Annotated in this window: 20 protein-coding genes; 3 read left to right on the plus strand and 17 right to left on the minus strand. The window is 63.6% G+C overall.

Features of this window, described 5'->3' with window-relative positions; all coding sequences use genetic code 11:
- Window positions 1-3 precede the first annotated feature (3 nt).
- Both FJ940_RS08335 and FJ940_RS08340 read right to left on the minus strand, forming a co-directional pair.
- Window positions 4-552 carry a DUF177 domain-containing protein gene (locus FJ940_RS08335; RefSeq protein ID WP_140515709.1) on the minus strand — a complete coding sequence of 183 codons (549 nt, stop codon included), beginning with the start codon at window positions 550-552 and terminating at the stop codon, window positions 4-6.
- Window positions 549-1097 (minus strand): ubiquinol-cytochrome C chaperone family protein, encoded by a 549-nt coding sequence (locus FJ940_RS08340; protein WP_140494013.1) that lies wholly within the window; start codon window positions 1095-1097, stop codon window positions 549-551. The genes FJ940_RS08335 and FJ940_RS08340 overlap by 4 nt, the downstream gene beginning before the upstream one ends.
- Window positions 1098-1211: 114 nt before the next feature.
- On the opposite strand from FJ940_RS08340, the gene FJ940_RS08345 reads away from it, so the two are divergent.
- Window positions 1212-1727: an outer membrane protein assembly factor BamE gene (locus FJ940_RS08345; RefSeq protein WP_140656117.1), complete on the plus strand. Its 516-nt coding sequence runs from the start codon at window positions 1212-1214 to the stop codon at window positions 1725-1727.
- Between the two features lie 243 nt (window positions 1728-1970).
- Here FJ940_RS08345 and FJ940_RS08350 read toward each other — a convergent pair whose 3' ends face one another.
- Window positions 1971-4112, minus strand: coding sequence for a sodium-translocating pyrophosphatase (locus FJ940_RS08350; RefSeq protein ID WP_140521791.1), 2142 nt, complete (start codon window positions 4110-4112; stop codon window positions 1971-1973).
- Window positions 4113-4342: 230 nt separating this feature from the next.
- Window positions 4343-4843 carry a DUF2165 domain-containing protein gene (locus FJ940_RS08355; RefSeq protein ID WP_140494019.1) on the minus strand — a complete coding sequence of 167 codons (501 nt, stop codon included), beginning with the start codon at window positions 4841-4843 and terminating at the stop codon, window positions 4343-4345.
- Here FJ940_RS08355 and FJ940_RS08360 point away from each other — a divergent pair.
- Window positions 4824-5156, plus strand: a complete 333-nt coding sequence (locus FJ940_RS08360; RefSeq protein ID WP_246670992.1) for a hypothetical protein — start codon at window positions 4824-4826, stop codon at window positions 5154-5156. The two genes, FJ940_RS08355 and FJ940_RS08360, sit on opposite strands and share 20 nt — an antisense overlap.
- Window positions 5157-5181: 25 nt before the next feature.
- Here FJ940_RS08360 and FJ940_RS08365 read toward each other — a convergent pair whose 3' ends face one another.
- From FJ940_RS08365 to FJ940_RS28415, 5 genes are all read right to left on the minus strand, one after another.
- Complete coding sequence (locus FJ940_RS08365) at window positions 5182-5931, minus strand: ABC transporter permease (protein WP_140494023.1); 750 nt, start codon at window positions 5929-5931, stop codon at window positions 5182-5184.
- Window positions 5928-6866: an ABC transporter ATP-binding protein gene (locus FJ940_RS08370; protein WP_140656120.1), complete on the minus strand. Its 939-nt coding sequence runs from the start codon at window positions 6864-6866 to the stop codon at window positions 5928-5930. The genes FJ940_RS08365 and FJ940_RS08370 overlap by 4 nt, the downstream gene beginning before the upstream one ends.
- Complete coding sequence (locus tag FJ940_RS08375) at window positions 6863-8026, minus strand: ABC transporter permease (RefSeq protein ID WP_140656123.1); 1164 nt, start codon at window positions 8024-8026, stop codon at window positions 6863-6865. Before FJ940_RS08375 ends, FJ940_RS08370 begins: the two co-directional genes overlap by 4 nt.
- Window positions 8027-8123: 97 nt before the next feature.
- Window positions 8124-9035: an ABC transporter substrate-binding protein gene (locus FJ940_RS08380; protein WP_140494029.1), complete on the minus strand. Its 912-nt coding sequence runs from the start codon at window positions 9033-9035 to the stop codon at window positions 8124-8126.
- A gap of 79 nt (window positions 9036-9114) precedes the next feature.
- Window positions 9115-9324, minus strand: a complete 210-nt coding sequence (locus tag FJ940_RS28415) for a hypothetical protein (protein WP_181165181.1) — start codon at window positions 9322-9324, stop codon at window positions 9115-9117.
- Between FJ940_RS28415 and FJ940_RS08385 the strand changes: the two genes are divergently transcribed.
- A complete protein-coding gene (locus FJ940_RS08385) occupies window positions 9241-9813 on the plus strand; it encodes an NADPH-dependent FMN reductase (RefSeq protein ID WP_140494031.1) in 573 nt (190 codons plus the stop codon). The two genes, FJ940_RS28415 and FJ940_RS08385, sit on opposite strands and share 84 nt — an antisense overlap.
- Before the next feature lie 14 nt (window positions 9814-9827).
- Here FJ940_RS08385 and FJ940_RS08390 read toward each other — a convergent pair whose 3' ends face one another.
- The 8 genes from FJ940_RS08390 to glyA form a co-directional block, all read right to left on the minus strand.
- Window positions 9828-11042, minus strand: a complete 1215-nt coding sequence (locus FJ940_RS08390; protein ID WP_140494033.1) for an MFS transporter — start codon at window positions 11040-11042, stop codon at window positions 9828-9830.
- Window positions 11039-11539, minus strand: a complete 501-nt coding sequence (nusB, locus tag FJ940_RS08395) for a transcription antitermination factor NusB (protein ID WP_140521777.1) — start codon at window positions 11537-11539, stop codon at window positions 11039-11041. Before nusB ends, FJ940_RS08390 begins: the two co-directional genes overlap by 4 nt.
- Window positions 11536-12030, minus strand: a complete 495-nt coding sequence (gene ribH, locus FJ940_RS08400; protein ID WP_140494037.1) for a 6,7-dimethyl-8-ribityllumazine synthase — start codon at window positions 12028-12030, stop codon at window positions 11536-11538. Before ribH ends, nusB begins: the two co-directional genes overlap by 4 nt.
- A 237-nt stretch (window positions 12031-12267) precedes the next feature.
- Window positions 12268-12885, minus strand: a complete 618-nt coding sequence (locus FJ940_RS08405) for a riboflavin synthase (protein ID WP_140515697.1) — start codon at window positions 12883-12885, stop codon at window positions 12268-12270.
- An 11-nt stretch (window positions 12886-12896) separates the two neighbouring features.
- On the minus strand, window positions 12897-14027 hold the full coding sequence (ribD, locus tag FJ940_RS08410; RefSeq protein ID WP_181165168.1) for a bifunctional diaminohydroxyphosphoribosylaminopyrimidine deaminase/5-amino-6-(5-phosphoribosylamino)uracil reductase RibD: 1131 nt from the start codon (window positions 14025-14027) through the stop codon (window positions 12897-12899).
- A complete protein-coding gene (gene nrdR, locus FJ940_RS08415; protein WP_010915593.1) occupies window positions 14024-14503 on the minus strand; it encodes a transcriptional regulator NrdR in 480 nt (159 codons plus the stop codon). Before nrdR ends, ribD begins: the two co-directional genes overlap by 4 nt.
- A 139-nt stretch (window positions 14504-14642) precedes the next feature.
- Window positions 14643-15227, minus strand: a complete 585-nt coding sequence (locus tag FJ940_RS08420) for a hypothetical protein (RefSeq protein ID WP_140494043.1) — start codon at window positions 15225-15227, stop codon at window positions 14643-14645.
- 81 nt (window positions 15228-15308) lie between these two features.
- Window positions 15309-16622, minus strand: a complete 1314-nt coding sequence (gene glyA / locus FJ940_RS08425; protein WP_140494046.1) for a serine hydroxymethyltransferase — start codon at window positions 16620-16622, stop codon at window positions 15309-15311.
- Window positions 16623-16640 lie beyond the last annotated feature (18 nt).

Genomic DNA, 16640 nt, shown 5'->3' on the forward strand with positions numbered 1-16640 from the left:
TTTTCAGGATTTTCCCAACAGCGACCGCAGTTTCTGCTGAAATTCATTCTCCACCGGTTCGGCCTCGCGGCCGGCATCAAGCGACGCACCCGGCTTGCGCGGATAAGGATCGATGGCCAGTCCGAAGAACTGCTCGGCGAGTGCCCCGACATCGATCGTGTCGCCTGAAAATGTTTCGGGACTGTCAGGTCCATCCGCGTCGAGCAGGATCTCGCCGCCGCCTTCGAATCCCTGTCGTCCAAGCTTGGAATCCTCGGGCAGGAACAGAGCCTCGAATGATTCGTCGATATGCGCCCCGACCGGATCGAGCGTGACGATACAGGCCTGGGTGATGTCGGCCTCGACCCGGCCGCTGACCTTCACGCCATTGCGTTTCCACGGCGTCACCAGGAATTCGGCACGGTAGGCTTCGACCGAGAGCAAGCTGTGCTCTTCGGCGAGTGTCGCGCGCTGGGTGGCGTCGGCCTCGATGACCACCGGCAAGCCCTTCTGCGGCAGGCGGGCGACGTTGGCAAAAAACGATACCGGACTTTGCGGATCGGCGTGCTTCATCGATCTGCCTCCTGGGCGAGCGGAAAGGTCACCGTGCCGGAGACGATCGCCCGGCACGGCTGCGTGGCCAGCCGATTGCGGGCATCGGCGACATAGTCGGACAGTCGTGACGCTTCCGCCCAGGCCGCGGCGTCGGGCCGGACATTGCGTGCAAGGGCGGCGGTGAGCCCATCATGATCATTGCGCTCCAATGCGTCGTCATAGGCGGCGGTGCGGCCATAAAACATCTTCGCCAGCTTTTTCATGCGCTTGGGCACTCCGACATCGCCAATGCCGAGTTCCCGCAGCGAATGGTCGACGTCGAGGAAAAACTCGTCGATCAGCACCTGCGCGATCTCCTGCGCCACGCCGTCTTCCCCACGCAGCCGGTGCTGGACCAGGAACATGTGCAGCGACAGCATTTCGAAACGCCCAAGCGGCGTGTCCGGCACATTCCAGTGGGAATAAAATACGGTCTGCCGCGCGGCCGCCACGATTTGTGCGTAAAGCGCGTCGGTGATGGCGCGGTTGGCGTGGCGTTCGCGACCAAAAAGGCGCTGGAACATGGGGATGGTCTCCGGGGACCGTTTGTTGAATTGGCCTTGTTGCATCGGCAAGCAAGCTGGTTTACCGGTTTTGCGGCCCAGCGCAAGTTGCGGCGATATAGTGGAGAATTGTTGTTGCGCGCGCTGAATTTCAAGTCGACCTTCTCTTTCAGGCCCGCTGGCGCGATCTCGCTGCTGGCCATCATTGCGGCGCTTTCGGCCTGCAACAGTTCCAAGATGATCGGTGATCTGAACCCCAGCGAAACGCTGACGCAGGGGTATGTCATCGATCAGCAGGCGATCGATTCGGTGCCGGTCGGCTCAAGCCGCGAGCAGGTGCTGCTCGCGCTCGGCACGCCCTCGACGACGGCGACCTTCGACAATGAAGCCTTTTACTACATCTCGCAGACTCGCAAGCGCTATGTCGCCTTCGACAAGCCCCGGCTGATCGATCAGCATGTGCTGGCGGTCTATTTCGGGGCCGATGGGCGGGTCACCCAGATCGCCAATTACGGCCTGAAGGACGGCAAGATCTTCGATTTCATATCGCGCACCACGCCGACTGGCGGCAAGGACCAGAACTTCCTCAGCCAGATCATCAACGGCGCCAGCAAGCTGGCGCCCGGCATTCCCGGCGGCGGCACTCCCTGATCTCAGACCCGCCTCCCCTTGGGGATGGCAGCACCATCTCAGGCGACCAAAAACCCGTGGGAGCGATCCCACGGGTTTTTGTTATCATGGGGCGGGAGAGGCTGGCTCGTCGGCGATGGGCAGACAGCGACGGCAGGACGCGGACGCAGCCGTTGAAATTCGTTTTCCGCCTTCCAAAACCGCCGTCAAATAAAAACCCGCGGGGATTGCTCCCCGCGGGTTTTCAATGTCGAGCTTTGCCGCTCAGCCGTGCGCCAGCACCGCCAGCAGCAGGAGCGCCACGATATTGGTGATCTTGATCGCCGGGTTGACCGCCGGGCCGGCCGTGTCCTTGTAGGGATCGCCGACCGTATCGCCGGTCACCGAGGCCTTGTGCGCCTCGGAACCCTTCAGGTGCTTGATGCCGTCCTTGTCGGTGAATCCGTCCTCGAACGACTTCTTGGCGTTGTCCCAGGCGCCGCCGCCCGAAGTCATCGAGATGGCGACGAACAAGCCGTTGACGATGACGCCGAGCAGAGAGGCGCCGAGAGCCGCAAAGGCCGACGCTTTCGAGCCCGAGATCAGCAGCACGCCGAAATAGACGACGAGCGGCGCCAACACCGGCAGCAGCGACGGGATGATCATTTCCCGGATCGCCGCCTTGGTCAGAAGATCTACCGCGCGCGCATAGTTCGGCTTGGACGTGCCGGCCATGATGCCCGGGTCGTCACGGAACTGCTTGCGCACCTCCTCGACGATGGCGCCCGCCGCGCGGCCGACGGCCGTCATGGCGATGCCACCGAACAGATACGGGATCAAGCCGCCGAAGATCAGGCCGGCGACGACGTAGGGGTTGGAAAGATCGAAGGAGACCTCGCCCATGCCCTGGAAGTAGGGATATTTGTCGCCATTGGCGGCAAAGAATTTCAGGTCGTTCGAATAGGCCGCGAACAGCACCAGTGCGCCGAGGCCCGCCGAACCGATGGCATAGCCCTTGGTCACCGCCTTGGTGGTGTTGCCGACCGCGTCGAGCGCGTCGGTGGAGTGGCGCACTTCCTTGGGCAGGCCGGCCATTTCGGCGATGCCGCCGGCATTGTCGGTGACCGGGCCAAAGGCATCGAGCGCGACGATCATGCCGGCAAGGCCGAGCATGGTGGTGACGGCGATCGCCGTGCCGTAAAGGCCGGCGAGCTGATAGGTCGAGATGATGCCGCCGACGATGACGATGGCCGGCAGTGCCGTCGATTCCAGAGAGACCGCAAGGCCCTGGATGACGTTGGTGCCGTGCCCGGTCACCGACGCCTGGGCGATCGAGTTGACCGGACGCTTGTTGGTGCCGGTGTAGTACTCGGTGATCACGACGATGAGACCGGTCACCACGAGGCCGATCAGGCCGCAGATGAACAGGTTCTTGCCGGTGATGACCATGCCGGCGACAGTGCCGACCTCGCCCCAGCCAAGCGTGGCCGAGGTGGCGACGCCCAAGCCCACGATGGACAACAGGCCAGTGACGATCAGCCCCTTGTAGAGCGCGCCCATGATCGAGCCGTTGGAGCCGAGCTTGACGAAGAAAGTACCGACGATCGAGGTCAGGATGCAGGCGCCGCAGATAGCGAGCGGATAGAGCATCGCGGCACTCAGAACCGCGGTGCCGCCAAAGAAGATGGCGCCCAGCACCATGGTGGCGACGACTGTCACCGCATAGGTCTCGAACAGGTCGGCCGCCATACCGGCGCAGTCGCCGACATTGTCGCCGACATTGTCGGCAATGGTGGCGGGGTTGCGCGGATCATCCTCGGGAATACCAGCTTCGACCTTGCCGACCAGATCGCCGCCGACATCGGCACCCTTGGTGAAGATGCCGCCGCCGAGACGGGCGAAGATCGAGATCAGCGAGGCGCCGAAGCCGAGCGAAACCAGCGAGTCGATGACGATACGGTCATTGGGCTGAAGCCCCATGAAATGGGTGAGGATCAGGTAGTAGATCGACACGCCAAGCAGGGCAAGGCCGGCAACAAGCATGCCGGTGATGGCGCCCGACTTGAATGCGATGTCGAGGCCGGCGGCAAGGCTGTTGGAAGCGGCCTGTGCCGTGCGAACATTGGCCCGCACCGAAACATGCATGCCGATGAAGCCGGCCGCGCCCGAAAGCACGGCCCCGATCAGGAAGCCGATCGCGGCGGTGATGGACAGCAGCCACCAGGCGAGCAGCAGCACGACCACGCCGACGATGGCGATGGTGGTGTACTGGCGCGCCAGATAGGCTTGCGCGCCCTCACGGATGGCGGCGGAGATTTCCTGCATGCGTGCATTGCCCTGGTCCGACGCGAGGACCGAACGTGTCGCCCAGATGGCGTAAAGGACAGAAAGCAGGCCGCAGGCGATGACGGCGGAAATTATGGTCATGCCGGGTTTTCCTCGATTGCTGGCCCAAAAGAACCCCTCCCTGGGCCGTTGAGACAAAGACGGAATCCCGTGCGCGGAATCCCCCTCTTCGCAGCGGTGTATGCGAAACAGGGCCGCGAACGTCAAGATATTGTTCGGTTTTTGCCCGGCTTTCGCCCAAAAGAGCCAGACGGCGGCAGGTGTCGCCATGCCGCTGCTGCTTTATATCGATTGAAATCACGGATCAGCACTCAGGTTTGGCGCAGATCACCGTCTGGCTGGATGACGAAGATCAGCACCGCCAGCATGGTCATGTAGAACATGAATGCCTTCTGCTGGCCGTTCCAGATGCTCGATTGCCACATGGCGAACCACTCGCCGCCCACCACCATAAATCCAAGATACCAGATCAGGAATCCCATCGTCGCGGCGATAACGGCGAATTTCTTGGCATCGTTGAAAACCTCTCCGCTGGCATTGCGCGCTTGCCACAGGTTCCAGGCCGCGATCAGGTAGAGCAGACAGGTCAGCGCCTCGCCGGCGATGATGAGCCAGTAGCCCGTCGTCCATAGCGAGGGGTTGGTGATCGAGCGATACATCAGCGCGTTGCCGGGAAAGGTCGTGTCCATGCTCAGCACGTGCTGGACAAAGGCGAAGTTTGAGCCGTAATCGGTGACGTTGCCGAAAGCGACAAGAAAGGCGAAAGCCGCCAGACAGAGACACATGACGATCTTGGAGAAGCGCAAGGTCATGGCAAGAACTCCTGCTGAAGGATCGGGGCATCGGCCCAATCAATCGCCGAGTCCCGAAGATCGCGCAACTGGCAGGCGGGTGTTGATTACGCTCACGGCCAGCGCAAGACATTATGCCGGCAAGCAAGTCATCGCCGAACCCGTCGAGGCGCTCCAGCTCGGCAGCGATTGCGCCGTGGGTGATCTTGTCTCGCTCGTGAAAGCCGGCACACAACACGACTTTGCCGTCATCTGCCGCCGCTGGATCTGCAAAGAGCAAGGCATCGAACTCGAACTGACGCTCGACCACCCTGCCCGTTCAAGTGGACGTTGAAAGATCGGAGCACCGGGACAGAAGCCTACTCGGCCTGACGCCCCATGCGCCGCGCGGCATAGCGTTCGACCGCCGATAATCCGTCATAGATCAGCACGGCCAAGGCGGCGACGATCAGGCCGCCCTGCAAGATGAAAGCGAGATTGTTGGACAAGAGCCCGGCAATGATCACCTCGCCCAATGTCTTCGCTGCAACCGTCGAGCCAATGGTGGCGGTGGCCAGGCTGATAACCACCGACAGCCTTATGCCGCCGAGGATGACCGGCGCGCTGAGCGGCAATTCGACCTTCAGCAGCCTTTGCCAACCGGTCATGCCGGCACCGCGCGCCGCTTCCATGACATTGCCGGGCAACGTCGTCAGGCCGGTCAGCGCGTTCTCGAAGATCGGCAGCAGACCATAGAGGAACAATGCGATCAGCGTCGGCTTCTCGCCGAACCCGACCGCCGGCACGGCAAGCGCCAGCACCGCCACCGGCGGGAAAGTCTGGCCGATATTGACCAGGCTGCGTGACAGCGGCAGGAATTCGGCGCCGGCAGGCCTGGTGACCAGGATGGCGAGCGCGACCGCCACGATGGTGGCGGCGAGCGTGGCGATCAGCACGGTGCGCAGGTGCAGCAGCATCAGTGTCAGCAGGCTACCCTGATTGTAGATCACAGGCGCGCCGTTCTCGGTCAGCGGCTTGAGCAGCGGCTCGAACCAGCCGGGACTGGTGACGAAAGCGACCAGCAGCACCACCAGCGCAAGCCTGAGCAGCAACGGCAGCCAGGCTTTCATGCCGGCCTCGCCGCACGCTTCACCAAGCCGTCGACGGTAACCCGGCCGAGCGGCTTGCCGTCGGCATCCTTGACCGGCAGCGCCGGACGGCCAGACCAGAGAAGTTCGGCCAGCGCGTCGCGCTGGCTGGCGTCGCCAGGAATCCCCTCACCTTCCGCCGCGCCCTTTTCGACTGCGTCGCGCACGCGGCCGAGCGACAGCAGCCGGAACGGTTTTTCGCTGGCGCCGACCAGGGTCTCGACGAAGCCGCTGGCCGGCCTCGCCAGTATCTCCGCCGGCCTGGCATATTGTACCAGCTTGCCGGCATCCATGACGGCGATCTTGTCGCCCATATGCACGGCCTCTTCCATGTCGTGGGTGACGAGGATGATGGTGGTGCCGAAGCGCCTCTGGATCGCAAGAAGGTCTTCCTGCGCCTTGGTGCGGATTATGGGGTCAAGCGCGCCGAACGGCTCGTCCATCAACAGCACATTGGGTTCGGCCGCGAGCGCGCGGGCGACGCCGACGCGCTGCTGCTGGCCGCCGGAGAGCTCGTGCGGGTAGCGCGGGCCGTAGGCCTGCGGGTCGAGCTGATAGAGCGTCATCAGTTCGTCGACGCGCGCCTTGATGCGATCCTTATCCCAGCCAAGCAGCACCGGCACGGTGGCTATGTTCTGCGCCACCGTTCGGTGCGGGAACAGGCCGTGGCCCTGGATGGCGTAGCCGATGCTGCGCCGCAGCTCGTAGCCGGGCACCGAGCGGTTGTCGGCGCCGTCGAGCTTGATGACGCCGGAAGTCGGCTCGACCAGCCGGTTGATCATGCGAAGCAGCGTCGTCTTGCCGGAGCCCGAGGTGCCGACGATGACGCAAAGGGTGCGGGGCTCTATGATCATCGAGACTTCATCGACCACCGTGGTCGCATCGTAGCGCTTGGTAATGCCTTCGATCTCGATCATGCGGGGTCCGCCCTGCGCTTGGTTGAGGTCATTTCGATCACCGCGTCGAGAATGATGGCAGCAGCGAAGGCGAGCGCAACCGTCGGCACGGCGCCAAGCAGCACCAGGTCCATCGCGGTCTGGCCGACGCCCTGGAACACGAACACGCCGAAGCCGCCGCCGCCGATCAGGGCGGCGATGGTGGCGAGGCCGATGTTCTGCACAAGCACGATGCGGATACCGGTGAGGATCACTGGGAAGGCCAGCGGAAACTCGACGCCGAACAGGCGTTGGCGATCCGTCATGCCCATGCCGCGCGCCGCGTCATTGGCGGCACGCGGCACACCGGCAAGGCCGACCACGGTATTGGCGACGACCGGCAGCAGCGAATAGAGGAACAGCGCCACGAACGCAGGTGCCGTTCCGATGCCGCGGATACCGAGCGCGGCCGCTCCCGGCACATGCGCCGCCACCCAGCCGAGCGGCGCGATCAGCAGGCCGAACAGCGCGATCGAGGGAATGGTCTGGACGATGTTGAGCACGTTGAGCACGCCGGCGCGCAGGCGCTCGACGCGATGGCACAGGATGCCAAGCGGCAGGCCCAGTATCACCGCCGCCGCCAGCGAACCAAGCGCCAGCGTGACATGTTTGGCGCCCTCGGCCCAGAAACTGTCGGCACGGTTGAAATATTCCTTGAGGATCGAAAGGCTGTCCCAGGATCCCGATATGAGCAGCAGCCCGATGGCGAGCGCGGCAACGACAAGCACGCCGACACGTGACCAGGGAGACAGGTTCATTCTCGTCAGCACGTCGGCCAGCAGGAGGGTAAAGGCAAAGATCAGCAGCCAAAACCCGGAGGCCGGCGAAACGCGCGCGAAGGTATTGCCTGCCGGGGTCAGGAATGTCCCGGTGACGCCGATCAACAGCGCGAGAGCCGCCAGCGTGATCACGCTCGCGGCAAGGCGCAGGACGAGCGGCGTTTTCAGCAGCGCGACAAGCGCGGCTGTGACAACGATGGCCAAAAGCAGCGGGCCGGCCAGTGCCGGAAGTGCCTCTACGATCGAGCGCGCCTGGCCGGGCACGATGCGATTGGCGCGGAACGTGGCGAAGGGTGCTACGAAAGCCGCATAGGCAGCGATCGCGGCGATGACCACGCCGAGCTTGTCGAAGCGGAGGGTCATGGGGCGCATCTGCGCAGAGCGGCGTCACCAGAACGCAATGCAGTTGCAGAATTGTGAACTCTGCGCAAGGCCAGCATCACGGTCAGCCAAGCGCTGTCTACTTCAAGAACCCGTTCTTTTTCAAAAAGTCTTCCGCCACACCCTTGACCGGCTCACCGCCGACCTGGACGCGGCCGTTGAGTTCCTGCAGCGTGATGAGGTCGAGCTTGGCGAAGACCGGCTTCAACAACGTCTCGATCTCGGGATGCTCCTTCAGCACCGCCTCGCGGATGATCGGCGCCGGCTGGTAGACCGGCTGCACGCCCTTGTCGTCGTCGAGCACGACCAGCCCGGAGGGCGCGATGCCGCCGTCAGTGCCGTAGACCATGGCGGCGTTGGCGCCATTGGTCTGGTTGGCTGCCGCCGCGATGGTCGCGGCCGTGTCGCCGCCGGAGAGCGTGATCAACTGGTCAGGCTTCAACGTGAAGCCGTAGGTGGTCTGGAACGCCGGCAGGGCCGCGGCTGAATTGACGAACTCGGCCGAGGCCGCGAGCACCACCTTGCCGCCGCCGGCGACATATTTGCCGAAATCGGACAGGGTGGCGAGCTTGTTGGTTTCGGCCACCTCCTTGCGCAGTGCGATCGCCCAGGTGTTGTTGGCCGGCGACGGCGACAGCCAGACGATCTTGTTGGCGTCGTAATCGAGCTTCTTGGCCGTCTCATAGGCCTTGGCGGCGTCCTTCCAGACCGGGTCGTCGGCCTTCTCGAAGAAGAAGGCGGCATTGCCGGTGTATTCGGGATAGATGTCGATCTCGCCGGCGGTGATCGCCTTGCGCACTACCGGCGTGCCGCCGAGCTGGATGCGGTCAGTGGTCTTGATGTTGTTGGCGTTGAGGACGAGCTGGATGATATTGCCTAGCACGCCGCCCTCGGTGTCGATCTTTGAGGAAACAACCACCTGAGCATTCGCCGATGCCGCCGTGATGCCGAGCGCGAGCGCCGCGCCAGCCAGAAGCTTGATTGAAAACATTGTGAAAATCCCTTGCTGTGAACCGGAATTCGGTGCCGCATATGAGCACGGCTCCAACGTCTCGTCGGGGCACACGGTTTCATAACAAGTGGTACAGACGCAATATTTTTGTTCGGAAGGCCAATTGCGACGCGACGCTGGCGATCTGCTGCCATCTGGCGGATAATGCGGTGAGGGTGCGGGTGGCAAACACGGAGAGCGTGTCATGGCCATACACAAAGTCGGTTACCTCATCGGCAGTCTTGCCCGGGAATCCATCAACCGCAAGCTCGCGAAGGCGCTCGTTCAACTTGCCCCTCCCGAACTCGACATGACCGAAATCGCCTTCAAGGATCTGCCACTGTACAGCTACGACTATGACGCCGACTTCCCACCGGCAGCCCGGGATTTCAAAAAGGCGATCGCCTCCGTCCAGGCCGTATTGTTCGTCACCCCGGAGTACAACCGCTCGATCCCTGGTGGATTGAAGAACGCAATCGACTGGGCCAGTCGGCCCTACGGCAAGAATTCGTTCGCGCGCAAACCGTCGGCTGTCATCGGAACATCGCCGGGCGCCATCGCGACCGCCGTCGCCCAACAAAGCCTTCGAAGCGTTCTGAGTTTCTGCAATTCGCCCCAGATGAACGCGCCTGAAGCCTACATACAGTTCACGCCGGGGCTGATCACCGACGACGGCGAGGTGACGGTCGAATCCACTGAGGACTTCCTGCGCAACTACATGGCTGAGTTTCACATGTTCATAGCGCGAGTGCTTCAGGTTCTGCCGCCGGACGCATAAATTCAAATTGGGCGTCAAGCCAGACGCAAGCTCGCAATCCTCAGCGCGCCGAGCGCGACGAAGCATAGCACGGTGACGGGAAAGATCATCCAGTTCAGCATGGTCCAGCCCCAGGCATTGTAGACCATGCCCGACATCAGCGAGGCGCAGGCCACGGAGCCGAACAGGACGAAGTCGTGGAACCCCTGCACCTTGCCCTTTTCGGAAGGCCGGTAGCTTGCCGCGACCATGGCCGTGGCGCCGATGAAGCCGAAATTCCAGCCGAGGCCGAGCAGGATCAGCGCCGTCCAGAATTGCCATAGCGCCAAGCCGGACAGCGCGACGACCGCACAGCCGATCAGCAGCAGGAGGCCGACCGCGACAATGCGTTCAGCACCGAAGCGATGAATCAGCGATCCGGTGAAGAAGCTCGGCCCGAACATTGCCATGACATGCCACGAAATGCCGAGCGTCGCATCGTCCTCCGACAGGCCGCAGCCGACCATGGCGAGCGGCGCGCCGGTCATGACGAAGCTCATCAGGGCATAGCTGCCGACCGCGCAGAAGAGTGCCGCGACGAAACGCGGCTGCGTGACGATCTCGGCCAAGGGCCGGGCATCGCTGCCGGCAATTTCCGTTCCGCCGGCGGCGGCCCTCGCCGGCAGGCGCAGCAATGACAGGATCGCCGCGCCGACGGCGGCTAGCACCAGGATGGATGCGAACGAACCGGCAAACATCACCGGTGCGAACAACTCGCGGGTGAAGATGACGATCTGCGGTCCCAGAATGGCGGTGATGATGCCGCCCGCCAGCACGAAGGAGATGGCGCGCGCCTTGAACTGCGGCGGCGCATTGTCGGCGGCGGCAAAGCGGAACTGCTGGACGAAGGCGCCACCGACACCGATCACCGTCAGGCCGAAGGCAAACAGCCAAAAACTGCCATGGAAGAGTGCCAGCGTCGCGACCAGACCGCCAAGCGCGGTGACGATCGTACCGGTCATGAAGCCGCCGCGCTGGCCCATGGCGCGGATGATGGCCGCCGCCGGCAGCGCACCGAGTGCCACGCCGAGATTGAAGCCGGTGATCGGCGCCGTCGCCAGCGACTTGTCCGGGCCGAGCAGATATTGACCGGCAAGCGCGCCCATGGAGATGGCGATGGGCGCTGCCGAACCGATGATCGCCTGCGAGGCGGCGAGGATCAACGCGGTGCGCCGCGCCTCCCTGGCCGCCTCGATGGCGACCGCCGTCATGAAGCGTCCTTGCCGCGTCCCTCGCCACGCACCCGACGGGAGACGCGATCGAGCACGGCGTTGACCAGCTTCGGCTCGTCTTCCTCGTAGAAAGCCTTGGCGATATCGACGTATTCGGAAACGATCACCGCCACCGGCACGTCTTCGCGCTTTATCAGTTCGTAGACACCGGCGCGCAGGATTGCGCGCAGTGTCGAATCGAGGCGCGACAGCGGCCAGTCATCGGTCAGCGCCTGGCGGATAACCGGATCGATGGTTTTCTGGTCCTCGACGACACCGGTGAGGATGGCGCGGAACCATTGGGCATCCGCCTCGCGGTAAAGCGCGCCATCGACTTCCTTGCCAAGGCGAAACGCTTCGTATTCGGCAGTGATCTCGAAGACGCCGCTGCCGGCGACATCCATCTGATAGAGGGCCTGCACGGCGGCAAGCCGCGCCGCGCCGCGCTTGTTGGCGTGGCGCACCGTGGGCTGTCCGGGCGAAGCGGGGTCGCTCACGATCGCGCTCCCAGTCGTTCCTTGAGCGCGATCATGGTCAGCGCCGCGCGCGCGGCAAAGCCACCCTTGTCGCCCTCCGAACGCTTGGCTCGCGTCCAGGCCTGCGCGTCGTTTTCCGTGGTCAGGATGCCGTTGCCGATACAGACCGAGTCCTGCACGGACAGGTCCATCAGTGCGCGGCTGGATTCATTGGCGACGATATCGAAGTGATAGGTGTCCCCGCGGACGACGGTGCCAAGCGCGACGAAGCCGTCATAGTTCATGCCGCCTTCCGCCGCGCCGTCCAGCGCGAAGGTAATGACGGCGGGAATTTCGAGCGAACCTGGAACGGTGACGACGTCGTAGGTCGCACCCGCTTCGTCAAGCGCGCTCGTCGCGCCTTCGAGCAGCGCGTCGGCAAGATCGTCGTGGAAGCGTGCCTCGATAACGAGAAGGTGGGCCTTCTTCTTCGGGCGAATGAACGCTTTGCCGTGTTGGGATGTGCCAGCCATAAATGTCTCCGGGATCGCCGGTGACTTAGGCCGAAGCCGGATTGATCGCAAGCACAAGATTGCCTCATTGGGACGGGGTACCGAGATCGGACAGTCTGTAGCGAGGCTTTGAGCCCAGGCAACAATGGCGTGGGCCACTACTCGGCCAGCATCTACATCGGCCACCCCAGCCGCGCTTGCACTTTGGAATTCCTGTTTTCCATCACCGCTAGTTCCTCATGAACAGCTCGGCGATGCTCAAAGCCCCTCTTTCGCCGCTTCCGCCAGGCGGGCCGCATAGCGGGCCATGGTGTCTATCTCGAGATTGACGCGGTCGCCGACCTGGCGCTCACCCCAGGTGGTGACGGTCAGCGAATGGTGGATCAGAAGCACGTCGAAGCGGGTGCCTTCCACCTTGTTGACGGTGAGCGAGGTACCGTCGAGCGCGACGGAGCCTTTCGGCGCGATGAACTTCGCCAGCCCGCGCGGCGCTTCCAGCGTGAAGCGAACGGCGTCGCCTTCATCCTTGCGCTCGACGATCTCGGCCGTACCGTCGACATGGCCCGACACGATGTGGCCGCCAAGCTCGTCGCCGATCTTCAACGCCCGCTCCAGATTGATCCGCGTGCCCGATTTCCAGCCCATCGCCGTCGTCAGCCGGAGCGCCTCCTCCCAGGCCTCGACTTCGAACCAGCGCGCGTTCGAGCCGCTGTCGGGCAAGGCCGTCACGGTAAGGCAAACGCCGCCGCATGATATCGAGGCGCCGATGGCGATGGTTTCGGGATCATAGGCGGTGTCGATACGCAATCCCACGCCTTCCCGCAGCGGCTTGACGGCCGCGACGGTGCCTATGTCGGTAACAATGCCGGTAAACATCGGTGTTGATCCTAAAAGTCTCTTATCCACTCGGCGTAGCTGTCCTCGCCGAACCGCATCTCGCGCAGTTTGCGAAATCCCGCCGGGACATGGTTGGCATCGATGGGCGATGCAATGCCCCCCTTGCCAATCGCCTCCGGTCCTCGGAACAGCACGATGCGGTCGACCAGGCCCTCCGACAGGAAGGCGCTGGCCACCTTGGCTCCACCTTCGACCAGCACGCTGGCCATACCGAGCGCAGCAAGATCCTCGAGCAGTTCCGGCAGCGCCACGCCGCCTTCATGCGTCTCGGTGCCGATGAAACGCACGCCGGCGCGTTCGAGCGTTGCCCGCCGCAGAGGATCGGCTTCCAGGCAAGCCGCGACGTAGAGCGGCACCCTGTCGACACCGGACACCAGTTTCGAAGTCTCAGGCAGCCTGATCTGCCTGTCGAGCACAATGCGCGCCGGCGACCGGTTCTCCAATCCCGGCAAGCGCACCGTCAGCGCCGGGTCGTCCTCCAGCGCCGTGCCAATGCCGATCAGGATGGCATCGGCTTCGGCGCGCATTAGATAGACTTCACGGCGCGCAATGTCGCCTGTGATCGACACCTGCCCAACACCTTCCATGCCGATCTTGCCGTCGCTGGAAAGCGCTAGCTTGAGAGTCACTTCCGGCCGTTTCCTAAGCGATCGAATGAGATAGCCGGCCATCTGCTCGGCGGCCTCCGCCGCCAGGACATTCTCCACAACATCGACGCCCGCGGTGCGCAGGATCGCGTAGCCTTGGCCTGACACGCGCGGATCGGGGTCGCTGGCGGCGCCAACGACGCGCGCGATGCCGGCATTGACCAGAGCGTTGGCGCAAGGCGGCGTGCGTCCGTGATGCGCGCAAGGCTCCAGCGTGACGTAGGCGGTGGCGCCGCGCGCCAGTTCGCCCGCTTCGGCGAGCGCCTCGGTCTCGGCATGCGGGCGGCCGCCGACAGCGGTGACGCCGGTGCCGACAATCATCGGGCCCAAGCCATCGTCGCGCACGATGAGTGTACCAACGGAAGGATTGGTTGAGGTCCGGCCCGCATTCCTGCGCGACAGTCTGAGTGCGGCTGCCATGAAACGGCGGTCAAGGGCTGCCTGTCCGGCCTCGCTGTGTTCCGCCATGCTCAGCCAGCGTCCTCTTCGCTCTTGTCCTCGTCGCCTTTCAATTCCCCCAGCAGCTCATGGAAATCCTTGGCCTCGCGGAAATTGCGGTAGACCGAGGCGAAGCGGACGTAGGCGACGTCGTCGAGCGACTTCAGCGCTTCCATGACCAGCCGCCCAACCTCGCCCGAGGCCACTTCGGTCTCGCCGGAGCTTTCCAGCTGGCGCACGATGCCGGTCACGGCACGATCAATGCGCTCGGGATCGACATTGCGCTTGCGCACCGCGATCTCGACGGAGCGCAAGAGCTTGTCGCGGTCGAAAGGCACTTTTCGCCCCGACTTCTTGACCACGACGAGGTCGCGCAACTGCACGCGCTCGAAGGTGGTGAAACGGCCGCCGCAATCGGGGCAGACGCGACGCCTGCGGATCGCCGCGCCATCCTCGGCGGGGCGCGAATCCTTCACCTGCGTATCTTCGGACTGGCAATAGGGACAGCGCATTGAGAGCCTTGGGTTCACGAATCTGGTGAGGCGAAAAGGCTTAGAGCCTTTTGCCACGATGGCAAGGCACGCAGACCCTTTCGCGTCAGAGATAGCGAGCCGCGAGGCAGATTGCCAGCACCCGCCTTCGCGCGCTTGGCTAGGGTGCAACGTCCTTGGTCGGAAAGCCGCATGATGTGCCGAGGTTGCGGTAGGCTTTAGTGAAGCCGTCCATCGGAATGCTGGCGAAAGCCTCTTTGCCGAAAGCGACATCGAGCGAGGTGACTTTGCGCATGGCTCGCAAGAGCGCGAGACTGGTCTTGGGCTGGTTGTCGACCGTCCAGCTGGGACGGCCGTTCACGGCATCGTTCGAATAGACGGTGGCGGAAACCTTGACGCCAGGATCACCAAAAGTCGCGGCGATCTTCTTGCCAGTGGGCAGGTTCCGGTTGTCGACAATAAGCATGATGGCCGGGTAGGCGTCCGGCGGCATGGCGTCGCCGTTCGAGATCGACAGCGTCAGCGTGCCCGAATTGCCGCTGGCATCGAAAAAGGCAGTCGAAGCGGCGCAGGTCTTGCGCGCATCCTGCCCGGTGTCGAGCGTATCGACGATGGTTGTCCATCTGCCGAAGGTAGCGGTGGCGGGCACTTCAGGGGCGGTCTGCGCAAGGGCAGTCCCGGGCAATGTCAGGGAAACGGCCAGCAAGCCATGGGCGCCAAGGATGGCGGGACGGAAATTACGCATCGTCTGGTCTCCAGTTCGGCGCGTCGACCGATCGGGGGTCGGCGCGCCGCTGGCGGATAAGAGATGACGCGTGGCGCGAGGTCAACCGAGATAAGGGTAGAGCGGGAATCGATCGGTCAGCGCCACGACCTTGGCCTTGACCGCGGCCTCGACCGAGGCATTGCCCTCATCGGAATTGGCGGCCTTGAGGCCATCCAGCACCTCGGCGATCAGCTTGCCTATTTCGCGGAACTCGGCCTGGCCGAAGCCGCGCGTTGTGCCGGCGGGCGTGCCGAGCCGCACGCCGGAGGTGACGAAGGGCTTTTCCGGGTCGAAGGGGATGCCGTTCTTGTTGCAAGTGATGTTGGCGCGCCCAAGCGCTGCCTCGGCGCGCTTGCCGGTGGCATTCTTGGGGCGCAGGTCGACCAGCATCAGGTGGTTGTCGGTGCCGCCCGACACGATGTCGAGGCCAGTCTCCTGTAGGCTGGACGCCAGCGCCTTGGCGTTGGCGGCGACGCTCTCGGCATAGAGCTTGAAGCTCGGCTTCAGCGCCTCGCCGAAGGCAACCGCCTTGGCGGCGATGACATGCATCAGCGGTCCGCCCTGCAGGCCGGGGAACACCGCCGAGTTCATCTTCTTGGCGATCTCCTCGTCGTTGCACAGGATCATGCCGCCGCGCGGGCCGCGCAGCGACTTGTGCGTGGTGGTCGTCACCACATGGGCATGCGGCAGCGGCGAGGGATGCACGCCGCCGGCGACGAGGCCGGCGATGTGGGCCATATCAACCATGAGGTAGGCGCCGACCGCATCGGCGATCTCGCGAAAGCGCTTCCAGTCCCAGATGCGCGAATAGGCGGTGCCGCCGGCCAGGATCAGCTTCGGCTTCGTCTCATGCGCCGTCTTCTCGATGGCGTCCATGTCGAGCAGGTGGTCGTCCTTGCGCACGCCGTAGGACACGACCTTGAACCATTTGCCGCTCATGTTGACTGGCGAGCCGTGCGTCAAATGCCCGCCGGAATTGAGGTCGAGGCCCATGAAGGTGTCCCCCGGCTGCAAGAGAGCCAGGAACACCGCCTGGTTCATCTGGCTGCCGGAATTGGGCTGCACATTGGCGAAGTTGCAGCCGAACAGTTTTTTCGCGCGCTCGATCGCCAGCTCCTCGGCGACATCCACGAACTGGCAGCCGCCATAGTAGCGCTTGCCCGGATAACCCTCGGCGTATTTGTTGGTCATGATCGAACCCTGCGCTTCGAGCACGGCGCGCGAGACGATGTTCTCAGACGCGATCAGTTCGATCTCGTGGCGCTGGCGTCCGAGTTCGTTGCGGATCGCGCCGAAAATTTCCGGATCGGCATCTTCCAGCGTGGTTTCGAAGAAGGATTCGAATTTGTTCGACGCTGCCGCTGCTGTTGCCATGGCCTGAATTCCTTAGGT

Source organism: Mesorhizobium sp. B2-3-7 (genome assembly GCF_006442695.1).
In the GTDB taxonomy this organism is placed as follows: Bacteria; Pseudomonadota; Alphaproteobacteria; order Rhizobiales; family Rhizobiaceae; genus Mesorhizobium.